Source organism: Pseudomonas sp. TE4620, assembly GCF_056279045.1.
In genome coordinates, this window is the sequence record NZ_JBWBQO010000001.1 from 4597147 (window position 1) to 4613396 (window position 16250).

The 16250-nt window shown below is 63.6% G+C and carries 15 protein-coding genes; 11 read left to right on the top strand and 4 right to left on the bottom strand.

The annotated features are described in order from the left end of the window. Positions 1 to 83: 83 nt before the first annotated feature. The 10 genes from ACZ9A3_RS21415 (at position 84) to ACZ9A3_RS21460 (ending at position 10778) form a co-directional block, all read left to right on the top strand. A complete protein-coding gene (locus ACZ9A3_RS21415; RefSeq protein WP_038998420.1) occupies positions 84 to 545 on the top strand; it encodes an Lrp/AsnC family transcriptional regulator in 462 nt (153 codons plus the stop codon). 174 nt (positions 546 to 719) lie between these two features. Then, positions 720 to 2402, top strand: a complete 1683-nt coding sequence (locus ACZ9A3_RS21420) for a flavin monoamine oxidase family protein (RefSeq protein WP_476253091.1) — start codon at positions 720 to 722, stop codon at positions 2400 to 2402. Positions 2403 to 2415: 13 nt separating this feature from the next. Beyond that, positions 2416 to 3213, top strand: a complete 798-nt coding sequence (locus ACZ9A3_RS21425) for a carbon-nitrogen hydrolase family protein (protein WP_093378922.1) — start codon at positions 2416 to 2418, stop codon at positions 3211 to 3213. 38 nt (positions 3214 to 3251) lie between these two features. After that, on the top strand, positions 3252 to 5588 hold the full coding sequence (gene pqqF / locus ACZ9A3_RS21430) for a pyrroloquinoline quinone biosynthesis protein PqqF (RefSeq protein ID WP_476253092.1): 2337 nt from the start codon (positions 3252 to 3254) through the stop codon (positions 5586 to 5588). A gap of 167 nt (positions 5589 to 5755) precedes the next feature. Next, a complete protein-coding gene (gene pqqA / locus ACZ9A3_RS21435) occupies positions 5756 to 5827 on the top strand; it encodes a pyrroloquinoline quinone precursor peptide PqqA (protein ID WP_008365141.1) in 72 nt (23 codons plus the stop codon). Positions 5828 to 5894: 67 nt separating this feature from the next. After that, the gene (gene pqqB, locus ACZ9A3_RS21440) at positions 5895 to 6806 is read left to right on the top strand and encodes a pyrroloquinoline quinone biosynthesis protein PqqB (RefSeq protein WP_045199237.1); all 912 of its coding nucleotides are present in this window, start codon (positions 5895 to 5897) and stop codon (positions 6804 to 6806) included. An 8-nt stretch (positions 6807 to 6814) separates the two neighbouring features. Continuing rightward, entirely contained in the window at positions 6815 to 7570 is a 756-nt protein-coding gene (pqqC, locus tag ACZ9A3_RS21445; RefSeq protein WP_045199236.1) for a pyrroloquinoline-quinone synthase PqqC, read from the top strand. After that, positions 7567 to 7842 carry a pyrroloquinoline quinone biosynthesis peptide chaperone PqqD gene (gene pqqD, locus ACZ9A3_RS21450; RefSeq protein WP_045199234.1) on the top strand — a complete coding sequence of 92 codons (276 nt, stop codon included), beginning with the start codon at positions 7567 to 7569 and terminating at the stop codon, positions 7840 to 7842. Before pqqC ends, pqqD begins: the two co-directional genes overlap by 4 nt. Then, positions 7814 to 8974, top strand: coding sequence for a pyrroloquinoline quinone biosynthesis protein PqqE (gene pqqE, locus ACZ9A3_RS21455; RefSeq protein ID WP_476253093.1), 1161 nt, complete (start codon positions 7814 to 7816; stop codon positions 8972 to 8974). The genes pqqD and pqqE overlap by 29 nt, the downstream gene beginning before the upstream one ends. Continuing rightward, entirely contained in the window at positions 8940 to 10778 is a 1839-nt protein-coding gene (locus ACZ9A3_RS21460; protein ID WP_476253094.1) for a S9 family peptidase, read from the top strand. The genes pqqE and ACZ9A3_RS21460 overlap by 35 nt, the downstream gene beginning before the upstream one ends. 36 nt (positions 10779 to 10814) lie before the next feature. On the opposite strand, the gene ACZ9A3_RS21465 is transcribed toward ACZ9A3_RS21460, so the two are convergent. From ACZ9A3_RS21465 to ACZ9A3_RS21475, 3 genes are all read right to left on the bottom strand, one after another. After that, entirely contained in the window at positions 10815 to 10973 is a 159-nt protein-coding gene (locus tag ACZ9A3_RS21465; RefSeq protein ID WP_003177654.1) for a YqaE/Pmp3 family membrane protein, read from the bottom strand. A 164-nt stretch (positions 10974 to 11137) separates the two neighbouring features. Continuing rightward, the gene (locus ACZ9A3_RS21470; RefSeq protein WP_476253095.1) at positions 11138 to 12409 is read right to left on the bottom strand and encodes an aspartate aminotransferase family protein; all 1272 of its coding nucleotides are present in this window, start codon (positions 12407 to 12409) and stop codon (positions 11138 to 11140) included. Next, positions 12406 to 13104, bottom strand: a complete 699-nt coding sequence (locus ACZ9A3_RS21475; RefSeq protein WP_213603073.1) for an MOSC domain-containing protein — start codon at positions 13102 to 13104, stop codon at positions 12406 to 12408. The genes ACZ9A3_RS21470 and ACZ9A3_RS21475 overlap by 4 nt, the downstream gene beginning before the upstream one ends. Positions 13105 to 13206: 102 nt before the next feature. On the opposite strand from ACZ9A3_RS21475, the gene ACZ9A3_RS21480 reads away from it, so the two are divergent. Continuing rightward, positions 13207 to 14130, top strand: coding sequence for a LysR family transcriptional regulator (locus ACZ9A3_RS21480; RefSeq protein ID WP_045199221.1), 924 nt, complete (start codon positions 13207 to 13209; stop codon positions 14128 to 14130). Positions 14131 to 14359: 229 nt separating this feature from the next. Here ACZ9A3_RS21480 and ACZ9A3_RS21485 read toward each other — a convergent pair whose 3' ends face one another. After that, the gene (locus ACZ9A3_RS21485; protein WP_476253096.1) at positions 14360 to 16138 is read right to left on the bottom strand and encodes an acyl-CoA dehydrogenase C-terminal domain-containing protein; all 1779 of its coding nucleotides are present in this window, start codon (positions 16136 to 16138) and stop codon (positions 14360 to 14362) included. Positions 16139 to 16250: the final 112 nt, after the last annotated feature.

Genomic DNA, 16250 nt, shown 5'->3' on the forward strand with positions numbered 1-16250 from the left:
CCTTGCCCCAGGGTGAGGGCAATGGATAGGCTATCGCGCTTATTCCATGAGCCGCGCAAAGCGGCTCTTGCCAGAGAGTGCCCATGTCCGACAGCCGCCCCGTCGCCCTCGACGAAATCGATCGCCAGCTGATCTCGCTGCTGCAGATCAACGCCCGTGAAAGCGTCGCCACGCTCGCCCGGCAACTGGGTATCGCGCGCACCACGGTAACTTCGCGCCTGGCCCGTCTGGAAAAGACCAAGGTCATCAGCGGCTACGGCGTGCGCCTGGGTCAGCGCCTGATCGATGGTGGCCTGCAGGCCTATGTCGGGATCAAGGTACAACCGCGTTCGGGCAAGGACGTGGTGCGGCGCCTGAGCGCCATGGGCCAGGTGCAGCAGTTGTGCGCGGTCAGCGGCGAATTCGACTACGTCGCCTGGCTGCGCAGCGACTCGCCCGAGCAACTGGACCAGTTGCTCGACCAGATCGGCAGCGTTGAAGGCGTGGAAAAAACCACCACCTCGATCATCCTCAGCAGCAAGGTGGATCGCGGGCAGCCGGTTTGAAGCCGGCGCCCACAGAAGTCAATATGAATGACAGATACGTCATATCGACCAACAAGCCGACCAAACGACGACACTCTGCATCTTAATTACGTAACCCCCGCCCCCTAAAATGACCGCCAGTGTTTTTTCTATACTCAAGCTCCGCACCCCGCGCAGCGCCTGGCAAGGTCACTTATGAACAAGAACAATCGTCACCCCGCCGACGGCAAGAAACCCATCACCATTTTCGGCCCGGATTTTCCTTTTGCCTTTGACGACTGGATCGAGCACCCGGCCGGCTTGGGTAGCATCCCGGCGGCGCGCCATGGAGAGGAAGTGGCGATTGTCGGTGCCGGTATCGCCGGGCTGGTGGCGGCCTACGAGTTGATGAAGCTGGGCCTCAAGCCTGTGGTCTACGAAGCTTCGAAAATGGGTGGGCGCCTGCGCTCGCAAGCCTTCGAAGGCAGTGACGGGATCATCGCCGAGCTGGGTGGCATGCGCTTTCCGGTGTCGTCGACGGCGTTCTACCACTATGTCGACAAGCTCGGCCTTGAAACCAAGCCCTTCCCCAACCCGCTGACCCCGGCCTCGGGCAGCACAGTGATCGACCTCGAAGGCCAGACCCACTACGCGGAAAAACTCTCCGATTTGCCCAAGTTGTTCCAGGAGGTTGCCGACGCCTGGGCCGATGCCCTGGAAGACGGCGCCCGCTTCGGCGACATCCAGCAAGCCATCCGCGACCGCGATGTGCCGCGCCTCAAGGAGCTGTGGAACACCCTGGTACCGCTGTGGGACGACCGCACCTTCTACGACTTCGTCGCCACCTCAAAAGCCTTCGCCAAGCTCAGCTTCCTGCACCGCGAGGTGTTCGGCCAGGTCGGTTTCGGCACCGGTGGCTGGGACTCGGACTTCCCCAATTCGATGCTGGAAATCTTCCGCGTGGTGATGACCAACTGCGACGATCACCAGCACCTGGTAGTTGGCGGCGTCGAGCAAGTGCCGCTGGGCATCTGGCGCCATGTGCCGGAGCGTTGCGCGCACTGGCCGGCCGGCACCAGCCTCAGCTCGCTACACCGCGGCGCGCCACGTGCCGGGGTGAAAAGCATTGCCCGCGACAGCGACGGGCGCCTGGCGGTAACCGACACCTGGGGCGACACCCGCCACTACGCCGCGGTGCTGACCACCTGCCAGAGCTGGCTGCTGACCACCCAGATCGAGTGCGAAGAATCGCTGTTCTCGCAGAAGATGTGGATGGCCCTGGACCGCACCCGCTACATGCAGTCGTCGAAGACCTTCGTCATGGTCGACCGGCCGTTCTGGAAGGACAAGGATCCAGATACCGGCCGCGACCTGATGAGCATGACCCTGACCGACCGCCTGACCCGCGGTACCTACCTGTTCGACAACGGCGACGACAAGCCGGGGGTGATCTGCCTGTCGTACTCGTGGATGAGCGATGCGCTGAAAATGCTCCCGCACCCAGTGGAAAAGCGCGTCAAGCTGGCCCTCGATGCGCTGAAGAAGATCTACCCGGAAGTCGATATCGCCGGGCACATCATCGGCGACCCGATCACCGTGTCGTGGGAAGCCGACCCGCACTTCCTCGGCGCCTTCAAGGGCGCCCTGCCCGGCCATTACCGCTACAACCAGCGCATGTACGCGCACTTCATGCAGCAGGACATGCCGGCCGAGCAGCGCGGCATCTTCATTGCCGGTGACGATGTGTCGTGGACCCCGGCCTGGGTCGAAGGCGCGGTGCAAACGTCGCTCAATGCGGTGTGGGGTATCATCAATCACTTCGGTGGCCAGACCCACCCGGACAACCCAGGCCCGGGCGACGTGTTCAATGAAATCGGCCCGATCGCCCTGGCCGACTGACGGGAGAATCGCCATGCGCATCGCCCTGTTCCAAGGCGAACCGCAACCGCTGGACCTGTCCGGCAACCTCGAGCGCCTGCACCAGCAGGCGCAACTGGCAGCTGCCCGCGGCGCCGAACTGCTGGTATGCCCGGAGATGTTCCTGAGCGGCTACAACATCGGCAGCGAAGCCGTCGCGCGCCTGGCCGAAGCCGAAGACGGCCCCTCGGCCATGGCCGTGGTGGAGATCGCCCAGAGCAACCGCATCGCCATTGCCTACGGCTACCCGGAGCTGGCCGAGGACGGGCAGATCTTCAACAGCGTGCAGTTGATCGACGCCCACGGCAGCAGCCTGTGCAACTACCGCAAGACCCACCTGTTCGGTGGCCTCGACCGGGCGATGTTCAGCCCGGGGCCCGATCACTTTCCGGTGGTCGAGCTCAACGGCTGGCGCCTGGGCTTTTTGATCTGCTACGACATCGAGTTCCCGGAGAACGCCCGGCGCCTGGCCCTGGCCGGTGCCGAACTGATCCTGGTGCCGACGGCGAACATGGTGCCCTTCGACTTCATTGCCCAGGTCACCGTGCGCGCCCGCGCCTACGAGAACCAGTGCTACCTGGCGTACGCCAACTACTGCGGCAGCGAAGGCGAAATCCACTACTGCGGGCAGAGCAGCATCGTCGGCCCGGATGGCAGCATCCTGGCCATGGCCGGTCGTGACAGCGCGCTGCTGAGCGCCGACCTCGACCTGCAGCGAGTGCAGCAAGGGCGGGCCAACAACCCTTACCTGCACGACCTGCGCCCCGAGCTCTACAGCACGCCGCGGCAATAATCCGCTAGCATGACGGTTCGCCTGTACCCGGAGTCGTCATGCCCAGCGCCCTGCACAACCTGACCCTCGCCAATGGCCTGCAGGTCACCCTGCGCCATGCACCACAGCTAAAACGCTGTGCGGCGGCTGTGCGGGTAGCGGCCGGCAGCCATGACGCGCCACCGGCGTGGCCGGGGCTGGCACACTTTCTCGAGCATCTGTTCTTCCTCGGCAATCAACGCTTCGCCCTGGACGACGGCCTGATGCGCTATGTGCAGCACCACGGCGGGCAGGTCAACGCCAGCACCCGTGAACGCAGCACCGAGTTCTTTTTCGAAGTACCGCCCGCGGCTTTTGCCGGGGGGCTTGAGCGACTGTGCCAGATGCTCGCACAGCCGCAGTTCGACCTTGAGCGGCAAGTGCGCGAACGGGAAGTGATCCATGCCGAGTTCATTGCCTGGTCGCGCAATCCACAAGCGCAGCACCAGTTTGCCTTGCTTCAGGCTGCGGGCAGCGAACATCCGCTGAGCGCGTTCCAGGCTGGCAACCGCTACAGCCTGCAGGTTCAAAATCCGGCGTTCCAGGCGGCGTTGCGCGGCTTTCACCAGTGCTTCTACCAGGCCGGGCAAATCACCTTGAGCCTGAGCGGGCCACAAAGCCTCGACGAACTGCGGGCGTTGGCGAATCGCTTCGGCCAGGTGTTCAGTCGCGGGGCAAAAGTGCAGCAATCGCTACCACCGAGCTTCTATAGCCGGGCTGCGCTGTTGATGCACAACGAACGGCAACTGGATGTGCTGTACCCGTGCGAGCAACTCCCCACAGGTTTTGAGCAGGCAGTCGATTTTCTCGCTACCTGGCTGAGCGACATCCGGCCCGGCGGCTTGCCGGCGACCTTGCGCGCGCGGGGCTGGCTGGCGCACTTCGCGTTTTCCTCGCTGTACAGCTTTGCCGGCCAGACGCTGCTGCATGCGGGCTTCAAGCTCAACGACACGGCTGATGCCACGCAGGTCCAGGCGCTGTTGACTGACTGGTTGGCGTTTTTCCGCACGGCGGACCTGAGCAGCATCAATCAGGAATACGCCCGCTTGCAGCGTTGTCGCGAACTTGCCGCCAGCGCGCTGGAGCTGGCACGCCAGGACAGCACCGGGCAACGCTTCGACGCGCTGGACGCGCAAGGCTTGGCTGCGCTTGAACAGTTGCTCGAAACAATGCTCGCCGGCCAGGTAAAACCGCCTACCCACGCCTGGCAGTTGCCCGCTGCAAATCCGTTGCTGAGCGTGAAGGCGCAGACCCTCTCGGTCAGCGCCGTTCCCGAAGGCCTGACTGTCTCTCCCCTGCTACCGCCGTCGCGCGAGCATGGTGTGGTCTACCTGCGCTGGCAGCTCACCTCAGCCTTGCGTGGGCGCCTGTGGCAGGTACTTGATCGGGCGCTGCAAGCCCTGAGTGAACAGGCTGCGCAGGCTGGGGTGCAAGTGCAATTGAGCGCCTGCGACAAATACTGGCAGTTGCGCTGCGCCGGCAATGGCACCGTGGTGGGCGCAGTGATTGAACAGGCATTGGCCATCCTGCGGCAGCCGCCCAGCCAGAGCTGGACAACTGGCGCTGCCGAGCGGCCTGATACCATGCCGATCCGCGCGCTGCTCAGGCAGTTGCCGGAGCAACTACTAGGCCGCCGCGTCGACGAGCCCTTGCCGGCCTGCATAATCAGCCAGAGCGATCTGGATGCGTTGTGGGAGCATTCAACCTGGACTGGACTTTCGACCGGCTTCAGTGCCAGCCAGCAATCGGCGCTGAACCAGGCCCTAAGCGCAATGCCAGGGTGCGCTGGCAGGCATCTGCCGACCACAATCGAACCTGTGCGGCGCTGGCAAACGCGACCGCCAGCGGCCAGTGAACAGGCCTTGCTGCTGTTCTGCCCGATCGAGGACCAAGCCGCAGGCCGGCTGTTTGCCCAGCAGCTACAAGGGCCTTTCTATCAGCGCCTGCGGGTCGAACTGAACCTGGGCTACGCGGTATTCAGCGCCTTCCGACAGATCGAGGGCTGCAACGGCCTGTTGCTTGGCGTGCAGTCGCCATCGGCCAGCCATACCGAGATCATCGGGCACATCCAGGCATTGCTCGATAACCTGCCCGCCACACTGAGCTGCAACCCTGCAGATAAACAGGCCCTCGCCGCCCAGTTCGACGAAGCGGCGATGACCAACAACGAGGTGGCCGAATGGGCCTGGCAGGCGCATCTGGCCGGCCATCGCCAGCCGCAGTTGAGCGATCTGCAAGCGGCGATCCTGGCGGTCGAAACGCCGCAACTGCAGCACCTGGCCCGCCAGGTAAGCCAGGCCGAACACGGCTGGCTGTGCCTGGCCAACGGCCCGGCGCCCAGCGAAAACTGGCACTGATGCAGGCGATTCTTACCGTCCCGGTAATGGCGTTTATCTTAGATTTAACCATTCGGTTCGTATTTTTTTAGTAAGATAGCGCAATCTTGGCTATGGAACCCCTCACCTGGAGGGTGGACTAAATAAGTAGCTGACAACCCCCAGACCTATCCGGAAGGAGTAATCCCATGTGGACCAAACCTGCTTACACTGACCTGCGTATCGGCTTTGAAGTGACCATGTATTTCGCAAGCCGCTGAACCTGCTTGCGGTACAACGCCTCGGCCCGCCGGGGCGTTTTTATTTCAGGACGCGGCAGGAGTGGCCATGTACATCCAGATTCTAGGTTCCGCCGCCGGTGGCGGTTTTCCCCAGTGGAACTGCAACTGCGCCAACTGCAAAGGCTTTCGCGACGGCAGCCTGCGCGCCACGGCGCGCACCCAGTCATCGATTGCCCTGTCTGACGACGGCATCCACTGGGTGCTGTGCAACGCCTCGCCGGACATCCGCGCACAGCTGCAAAGCTTTGCCCCGATGCAGCCGGCCCGCGCCCTGCGCGACACCGGCATCAATGCCATCGTCCTGCTCGACAGCCAGATCGACCACACCACCGGCCTGCTCAGCCTGCGCGAAGGCTGCCCGCACCAGGTCTGGTGCACCGACATGGTCCATCAGGACCTGAGCACCGGCTTCCCGCTGTTCACCATGCTCAGCCACTGGAACGGTGGGCTGCAGTGGCAGCGCATCGAGCTCGAAGGCAGCTTCGTCATCGACGCCTGCCCGAACCTGCGCTTCACCCCCTTCCCGCTGCGTAGCGCCGCACCGCCCTACTCTCCGCACCGCTTCGACCCACACCCGGGTGACAACCTCGGGCTGATGGTCGAAGACCTGCGCACCGGCGGCAAGCTGTTCTACGCCCCGGGCCTGGGCCAGGTCGACGGCAAATTGTTGCAGATGATGAGCGACGCCGACTGCCTGCTGGTCGACGGCACCCTCTGGGAGGATGATGAAATGCAGCGCCGCGGTGTCGGCACCCGCACCGGCCGCGAGATGGGCCACCTGGCGCAGAACGGCCCGGGCGGCATGCTCGAGGTACTGGAAGGCTTCCCGCGTCAGCGCAAGGTGCTTATCCACATCAACAACACCAACCCGATTCTCGATGAGGATTCGGCCGAACGCGCCGAATGCGTACGCCGCGGCGTCGAAGTGGCCTTCGACGGCATGAGCATCACCCTCTAGGAGCCGACATGAGCGACGCCAAACCGCTGTCCCCCGCCGAATTCGAACAGGCCCTGCGCGCCAAGGGCGCCTATTACCACATTCATCACCCCTACCATGTGGCGATGTATGAAGGCCGCGCGAGCCGCGAGCAGATCCAGGGCTGGGTGGCCAACCGTTTCTATTACCAGGTCAACATCCCGATGAAAGACGCCGCGATCCTGGCCAACTGCCCGGACCGCGAAATCCGCCGCGAGTGGATTCAGCGCCTGCTCGACCATGACGGCGCCCCTGGCGAAGACGGCGGCATCGAAGCCTGGCTGCGCCTGGGCCAGGCGGTCGGCCTCGATCCGCAGCAGCTGCGTTCCCAGGAACTGGTGCTGCCCGGCGTGCGTTTTGCCGTGGATGCCTACGTCAACTTCGCCCGCCGCGCCAGTTGGCAAGAGGCCGCCAGCAGCTCGCTGACCGAGCTGTTCGCCCCGCAGATCCATCAGTCGCGGCTCGACAGCTGGCCGCAGCACTACCCATGGATCGACCCGGCCGGCTATGAGTACTTCCGCACTCGCCTGGGCCAGGCCCGGCGTGACGTCGAGCATGGGCTGGCGATTACCCTGCAGCACTACACTACAGTTGAAGGCCAGCAGCGCATGCTGGAGATCCTGCAGTTCAAGCTGGACATCCTCTGGAGCATGCTCGATGCCATGAGCATGGCTTACGAACTGAACCGCCCGCCCTATCACAGTGTCACCAGCGAAAGGGTCTGGCACAAAGGAATCGCCCTATGAGTTTTAATCGCGCGCAAGTTCCGGCCTGGCGCCCGGGCTATCGCTTCCAGTACGAGCCCGCGCAAAAGGGCCATGTGCTGTTGTACCCGGAAGGGATGATCAAGCTCAACGACAGCGCTGCGCTGATCGGCGGGCTGATCGACGGCCAGCGCGATGTCGCTGCGATCATCGCCGAGCTGGACAAGCAGTTCCCTGGCGTACCTGAGCTCGGTGACGACATCGAGCAGTTCATGGAGGTGGCCCGTGCCGAACACTGGATCAGCCTTGCCTGAATTGCCGGCAAAACCTGACGTCGGCCTGCCGCTGTGGCTGCTCGCCGAGCTGACCTACCGTTGCCCGCTGCAGTGCCCGTACTGCTCCAACCCCCTGGACTTCGCCGCCCAGGGCCAGGAGCTAAGCACCGCGCAGTGGTTCAAGGTGATGGCCGAAGCGCGGGAGATGGGCGCCGCGCAACTGGGCTTTTCCGGCGGTGAGCCGTTGGTGCGCCAGGACCTGGCCGAACTGATCGGCGAGGGCCGGCGCCTGGGTTACTACACCAACCTGATCACCTCCGGCATCGGCCTCACCGAGCAGAAGATCGCCGCCTTCAAAGAGGCCGGGCTGGACCATATCCAGATCAGCTTCCAGGCCAGCGACGAGCAGGTGAACAACCTGCTGGCCGGCTCGAAGAAGGCCTTCGCGCAAAAGCTGGAAATGGCCCGCGCGGTAAAAGCCCATGGCTACCCGATGGTGCTGAACTTCGTCACCCATCGGCACAATATCGACAAGATCGACCGCATCATCGAGCTGTGCGTGGCCCTGGAAGCCGACTTCGTTGAACTGGCCACTTGTCAGTTCTATGGCTGGGCGCACCTGAACCGCGTCGGCCTGCTGCCGACCCGCGCCCAGCTCGAACGCGCCGAGCGCATCACCAACGAGTACCGGGCCAAACTGCAAGCCGCCGGCAACCCGTGCAAGCTGATCTTCGTCACCCCGGACTATTACGAAGAGCGCCCCAAGGCCTGCATGAACGGCTGGGGCAGCGTGTTCCTCACCGTCACCCCGGACGGCACCGCCCTGCCCTGCCATAGCGCCCGGCAGTTACCGGTGCAGTTTCCCAATGTGCGCGACCACAGCATGCAGCACATCTGGTACGACTCGTTCGGGTTCAATCGCTTTCGCGGTTATGACTGGATGCCCGAGCCGTGCCGCTCCTGCGACGAAAAGGAGAAAGACTTCGGCGGCTGCCGCTGCCAGGCCTTCATGCTCACCGGCGACGCCAGCAATGCCGACCCGGTTTGCGCCAAGTCGGCCGAGCACGGCATCATCCTCAAGGCGCGTGAAGACGCCGAGCATGCCCATCAGACCATCGACGAGCTGACCTTCCGTAATGAGCGAAACTCCCGTGTCATTGTCCGCGGCTGAGCGCTTCAGCGCCGAACAGGCGGTCGCCGCCGGTACCGACTTTGCCGAGCTGCGGGTTGCCGCCCAAGGCCTGTTCTGGAACGAGTTTCGCCCCAGCGACGGCGCCTGCCGGATCTGGCTCTGGCGCGATGGCCAGGCCCGCTGCCTGACGCCCAATGGCTTCAGCGTGCGCAGCCGGGTGTATGAGTACGGTGGCGGCAGCTTCTGCCTGAGCGACGATGGCCTGGTGTTCGTCAACGAGGCCGACCAGCAGCTCTATTGCCAGGACCTTGACGGCGGGTTGCCGCAACCACTGACCGAGGGTCTGAAGCGTTACGGCGACCTGCGCTGGGCCAATGGCCAGGTGCTGGCAGTGGAAGAAAGCCATGGCCCGGGGGCGGTCGAGCATCGCCTGGTGGCCATCGCCAAGGGCAGCCGTGAAGTACTGGCCGAAGGCGCCGACTTCTACGCCGCGCCCACCCTCAGCGCCGATGGCTCGCGCCTGGCCTGGATAGAATGGAGCCGCCCCGAGCAACCATGGACCGCAACCCGGTTGCTGTGTTGCCAGCGCGAGGCCAATGGCCGCTGGAGCACACCGCGCTGTATCGCCGGTGAACAAGGCCCGCAACAGTCCCTGCAGCAACCACATTTTGATGCCGGCGGCCGCTTGTATTGCCTGTCCGACCGCAACGGTTATTGGCAACCCTGGGGCGAAACCGTCGCAGGCTGGAGCGCATTGCCGGCCGCCGCTGCCGACCACGCCGGCGCGCCCTGGCAACTGGGCGCCAGCACCTGGCTGGCGCTGGATCAGCAACACTACCTGGCCAGCTGGTTCGAAAACGGCTTCAGTCGTTTAGGCATCTGTCATGCCGACGGTTCGGTAGAAGACTACAGCGCGAACTACAACCGCTTCCGCTGCCTAGACCTCGACGAGCAGCACATCTATGCCATTGCCGCGTCGGCCATCAGCCCACCTGCGGTTATCGCCATCAACCGCCAGAGTCATCAGGTGCAGGTGTTGGCAGGCGGTGCCTTGCCGCTGCCGGCCGAACGCATCAGCCGCCCGCAGGCCCTGCGCTACCCCAGTGGCGATGGTTTCGCTCATGGTTTCTTCTACCCGGCCATGAACGGTGAGGCGCAGCCGCCACTGCTGGTGTTCATCCATGGCGGGCCGACCTCGGCCTGCTACCCGGTGCTCGACGCGCGCATCCAGTACTGGGCCCAGCGCGGTTTTGCCGTGGCCGACCTCAATTACCGAGGCAGCAGCAGCTATGGCCGCGACTATCGCCAGGCCCTGCACCTGCGCTGGGGCGAGATTGACGTCGAAGATGCCTGCGCGGTGGTCAGGCACCTGGCCGAACGCAAGCTGATCGACCCGCAGCGCGCGTTCATCCGTGGCGGCAGCGCTGGCGGCTACACCACCCTCTGTGCCCTGGCGTTCCATGATGTATTCCGCGCTGGTGCCAGCCTCTACGGCGTCAGCGACCCGCAGGCGCTGGCCCGCGCCACGCACAAATTCGAAGGCGATTACCTGGACTGGCTGATCGGCGACCCGGTAGCCGACGCCGAACGTTACCAGCAGCGCACGCCGTTGCTGCACGCCGCCAACATCAAGGTGCCGGTGATCTTCTTCCAGGGTGAGCTGGATGCCGTGGTGGTGCCGGAACAGACCCGTTCGATGCTGGATGCATTGAAAGCCAACGGCATTCGCGCCGAAGGGCATTTCTACCCATCGGAGCGTCACGGTTTTCTTACCGCGAGCAACCTGGCGCATGCGCTGGAAGAGGAATGGAAGTTCTATCGGCGGGTGCTGGAGGGCAGTTAGATCGCTATCGCGACCCGACTTGACCCGCGATTGGCCTCACCGCTTGGCGATGATATACACCGCATGCACGATGCCCGGAATGTACCCCAGCAACGTCAGCAGGATGTTCAGCCAGAAGGCGCCGCCGAAGCCGACCTGCAGGAACACGCCCAGCGGCGGCAGGAGAATGGCGATGATGATACGAATAAAATCCATTGGGCAGCTCCCTTCAAAGATGTACTAGAACTGACTCTAGCGCGGCACCAGGGTTCCACTCGTTGGCAGCAGACAAAAAAACGCCCCAAGCCAAAAACAACAGGCCCGGGGCGATGCGCAGGAACGCGAGACGGTTCGGAAAATTCGTTAACGCGATGTATTGATCAGGCCGTGGCCTCGCGTCGCTGGTTCTGCTGCGCGGCATGCACGCGGGCAAAGGCCCGGGCCAGGCGCAACAGCATTTCGTCGATGTTGCCCTTGCTCACCGTCAGTGCCGGCGAAAAGCGCAACACGTCGGCTTGCGGGGCATTGAGCAGCAGGCCTTCGTGCAAGGCAGCCTGGACCAGCTCACCCGCATTGTCTTCGCTCAGTTGCAGCGCCCAGAGCAGCCCCTGGCCACGCACCTCGACCTGGCCATAGCGGCCGGCCAACCGGCTCAGGCCATCGCGCAGGTGCCGCCCGGAATCTTGCACATGCTCGAAGAAGCCCACCTCCAGCACGGTCTGCAATACCGCCAGGCCTGCCGCAGTCATCAGTGCATTGCCATGGTGACTGCCTTCCAGCTCGCCGGGCGCGGCGCAGCAGGCGCTGCCACGGGCCAGCAGGGCCGCCAAGGGCACGCCGCCACCCAGGCCCTTGCCGAGGGTGAGAATATCGGCACGCACGCCGTACAGCTGTTCGGCGAGCATCGCCCCGCAGCGGCCGACGCCGGTCTGCACTTCATCGAGAATCAGCAGGATGCCCAGCTCGCGGCACAGCCGCTCGACGCCCTGCAGGTACGCCTGGGTCGCCGGAATCACCCCGGCTTCGCCCTGGATCGGTTCGAGCATGATCGCCACGGTGCGCGAGTCGACCGCCGCGTGCAGCGCTTCAAGGTCGTTGAACGGCACCTTGCTGAAGCCCGGCAACCCCGGCTCGCAGCGATTGCACGGCGACGGGTCGGAAGCCGACAGCGCGCCCAGGCTGCGGCCATGGCAGCTCTGGCTGGCGGTGATGATGTGGAAGGCGCCGTTGCGATGCAACTGGCCCCATTTGCGCGCCAGCTTGATCGCCCCTTCACAGGCTTCGGCGCCGCTGTTGAGAAGATAGGCCTGATCGCTGCCGGTGCTTTCGCACAGTTGGTTGACCAGATTCAACAGGCCGCGGTTATGAAAACCGGCACCCGGATTGATCAGCGCCTGGGCCTGGCTGCCCAAGGCTTTGACCAGCACACTGGGGCTGTGGCCGAGGCTGTTGACTGCACAGCCCTGGGTGAAGTCCAGGTAAGCGTGGCCTTCACTGTCCCATAACCACGAACCCTGGCCGCGAACGAACACCTGGGGCGCTCGCGCTACCGCCGGCATCAGGCATTCCCGCGACAGATCTTCTACCGGTTGCGCAGCGAGCTTGCGCTCGGCCACGGCCGGAGCCGGGCGGCGCAGGTTGAACAGGTTCATGCGCGCAGCCCCTCGAGCGGCAGACCAAGCAAACGCGCGCTCCAGTCTTCGACCTGACCGGTGCGCATGCGCTTGATGGCGATATCGCGCCAGCGAGACGAGAGGGCCGGACAATCCACCAGCTTTTTCAAACCTGCATGCTCCAGAGGTTCACGGTAAAAAGTGCGTAGCGCCCAGGCCACGGTCAGGCCCGGATAACTGCGTTGAATCAGTTCAAAAGGCTCGTCGGCGCTGACGAAACCAGGCCTGAGCACCCGGTAGAACCAGCCACAGCGGCCACTGTCCTGGGCCTGTTGCGGCAGGTTCGGCAAACCCCAGCGATGGCTCAGACGATAGCACGGTGAACGCGGCTGGCTGATCTGCAGCAGCGCCCCGCCCCAGCGGAACATGTCGCCCAGGCAGACCTGATGTTCATCCAGGCCGTGGGTCGAGAGGTTTTCGCCAAAACCCGGGGCGCGCCAGTCGATCTGTGGATAACGTTGCCGCCACCAGGCGTAATGCTCGGCCGGGTAGTGGTGCAAGGCCCGTTCGGGGCCGGTATGAAAGCGTGGGTCGCCGTGTTCGTCGCTACCCAACCCTTGCGGCCATAACCACAAGCGTCTTGCAACCTCCTGCTTATCGATATCAGTCAACAAGCCATGCCCGAGGTTTTTTGCCTTGCCTATGTAAACGCCATCCACATACACGGTATTCATCGCGCCTTCTGGCCCTGTAAACCTTGTGAATACGGGATAGACTAGGCTTCTTGGCGGCTAACGGCCATTTGGTTTTTCGAGCATTTTTGATAAGTATCAGTTATGGATTTTCGCCAACTGCGTTATTTCGTCGCGGTGTATGAAGAGGGCCACGTCGGCCGGGCCGCCGAGCGCCTGTCGCTGTCGCAACCGGCGCTGTCACAGCAGATCCGCCAGCTTGAACAGAACCTCGATGTCAGCCTGTTCGAGCGCGGCAACAAGCGCCTGCTGCCGACCCTGGCCGCGCACACCCTGTACAACCACGCCCTGCCCTTGCTCGATGGCCTGCAGCGGGCCCGTGAGGCCCTGCGCAATTTCAAGGGCCAGTCGTTGCGCACCTTGGCCATCGGCGTGCTGCAAACCGTGCGGCCAAGCCTGGTGCCGCAACTGCTAGACCGGGTGCGCAAGGCGCAGCCGCACCTGGTAGTGCAGATCTATGAGCTGTCGGGGCTGGAGATCGAGCGGCGCCTGCTCAATGGCAGCCTGGACATCGGCATCAGCTACCTGCCGCCGCGCCAGCCCGGCCTGCATGGGCTGTTACTGTACGAAGACGAGCTGCAACTGGTCATCCCCAACACCCACCCCTTGCGCGAATTCAAGAAGGTATCGCTCAAGCAGGCCGCCGAATTGCCGATGCTGCTGCTCGGCGAAGAATTTCAGGTGCGGCAGATCTGGCAGTCGCAACTGGCCAACCTCGGCCGGCGCCCGCAAGTGCAGGCGGAAATGAACAACATGGGCGGGATTCTCGACAGCCTCGCGCACACCTCGCTGGCAACGGTACTGCCCGGGCGCGCCAAGGAAGTGGTCGAAGATGACCAGGACTTGTTGTGGAAGCCATTGAGCGAACCACGGGTGCCGCTGAAGATCGGCCTGGTGTTTCGCGATGCGCAGCGCCAGCAAGCCTCGGTGGAGTTGCTGCGCAACCTGCTGGAAGAAGAAGCCGACCCGCGCCAGATCGGCGTGTCGCCGCTGGATGTACTGGGCTGAGGTCAAATCGCAGGCAAAAGAAAACCCCGCCGAAGCGGGGCTTTGCAGACTGTTTCCCTGACATCCTTTTCGCCCCGCCATCCTGGCAGGAATCCTTCGTGTCCGTGTTCTGTACTTTGCGCTTCCTGCGCTACGTCCATGTGAGAAGATTAACTGTGGATCCAATCTTCCGATAGAGGCGAAAAGTCACCACGTCATGTAAGAGAATGCTTACAAACAACTATTACGCTTAAAACTGCGCCGCATCCAGCAGGTACAGCGACTCGCTACCGGCTTTGACCGAAGCGCTCAGCGAGTGAATCCGCGGCAGCAGACGGGCGAAATAGAAGCGTGCGGTGCCCAGCTTGCTGGCGTAGAAATCGTCCTCGCCTTGCTTGGCCAGGGCGGTCCGGGCCATCAACGCCCACATGTAGGCATAAGCGGTATAGCCAAATGCCTGCAGGTATTCAACAGACGCCGCGCCGATTTCATTCGGGTTGCTCTTGGCCCGGTCGAGCACCCAGGCGGTCAGGTCGTCGAGGTTGTCGAGGGCGGCATTCAGCGGTTTGACGAACTCGCCCAGCTCGTTGCCAGCGCTGGCGGTGAAGTGGCGGATCTCGTCGGCGAACAACTTGTACAGCGCGCCGCCGCTACCAACCACCTTGCGCCCCATCAGGTCGAGGGCCTGGATGCCGTTGGTGCCTTCGTAGATCTGGGTGATGCGGACATCGCGCACCAGTTGCTCCTGGCCCCATTCACGAATGTAACCGTGGCCACCGAACACTTGCTGGCCATGCACCGCCGACTCCAGGCCGAGGTCGGTGAGAAATGCCTTGGCCACCGGCGTCAGCAAGGCCACCAGGTCTACACCGCGCTTGCGGGTCTGGGCGTCTTCGCTGAACTTGGCGGTATCGAGCTGCATCGCCACATAGGTGGAGAACGCACGCCCCCCTTCGTTGAGGGCCTTCATGGTCAGCAGCATGCGCCGCACATCAGGGTGGACGATGATCGGGTCGGCGACCTTGTCCTTGGCTTGCGGGCCGGTTGGCGAGCGGCTCTGCAGGCGGTCGCGGGCATATTCGATGGCGTTCTGGTAGGAGCGCTCGGCCGAGGCCAGGCCCTGGATACCAACGCCCAGGCGCTCGTAGTTCATCATGGTGAACATCGCCGCCAGGCCCTTGTTCGGTTCGCCGACCAGGTAACCGACCGCTTCATCGAAGTTCATCACACAGGTGGCCGAGGCCTGGATGCCCATCTTGTGCTCGATCGAGCCGCAAGTGGCCGGGTTGCGCGCGCCCAGGCTGCCATCGGCATTGACCAGGACCTTCGGTACCAGGAACAGGGAAATGCCCTTCGGCCCGGCAGGGGCGTCCGGCAACTTGGCCAGCACCAGGTGGATGATGTTCTCGGTGAGGTCGTGCTCGCCACCGGTGATGAAGATCTTCGTGCCGCTGACCTTGTAGCTGCCGTCCGCCTGAGGCTCGGCCTTGGTGCGGATGATGCCCAGGTCGGTGCCGGCGTGCGGCTCGGTCAGGCACATGGAGCCGGCCCAGATACCGGCGTACATGTTCGGCAGGTACTTTTCCTTGAGCTCTTCACTGGCGTGGGCGTTGATCGACAGGCAGGCACCGGCAGTCAGCATCGGGTACAGGCCGAACGCCAGGCTGGACGAGTTGACCATCTCCTCGACCTGGGCCGAGATCACCTTGGGCATGCCCATGCCGCCGTAGGCCGGGTCGCCACCGACGCCCACCCAGCCGCCTTCGGCGTAGGTCTGGTAGGCCTCGATGAAGCCGGCCGGGGTGCTCACCGCACCGTTGTCCCAGTGGCAGCCTTCTTCATCGGCGCTGCGGCTCAGCGGCGCGATGCTCTTGCTGGTGACCTTGCCGGCTTCTTCGAGCACCGCCAGCGCGGTTTCTTCGTCGACCACTTCGGCCAGGCCCGGCAACTGCGCCCAGAGCCTGGACACCTCGAAGACTTCATTGAGGACGAAGCGCATATCGCGCAGGGGCGCTTTATAGTCAGCCATGGCTACCTCTCACACTAGAGTCGGGGACGGCCCGCAGGCCGCATCACTGTTATGCAAGCAGTGTAACCGAACAACTTTTGTGACACATAGGGTCATCTGGCGACTGTATATT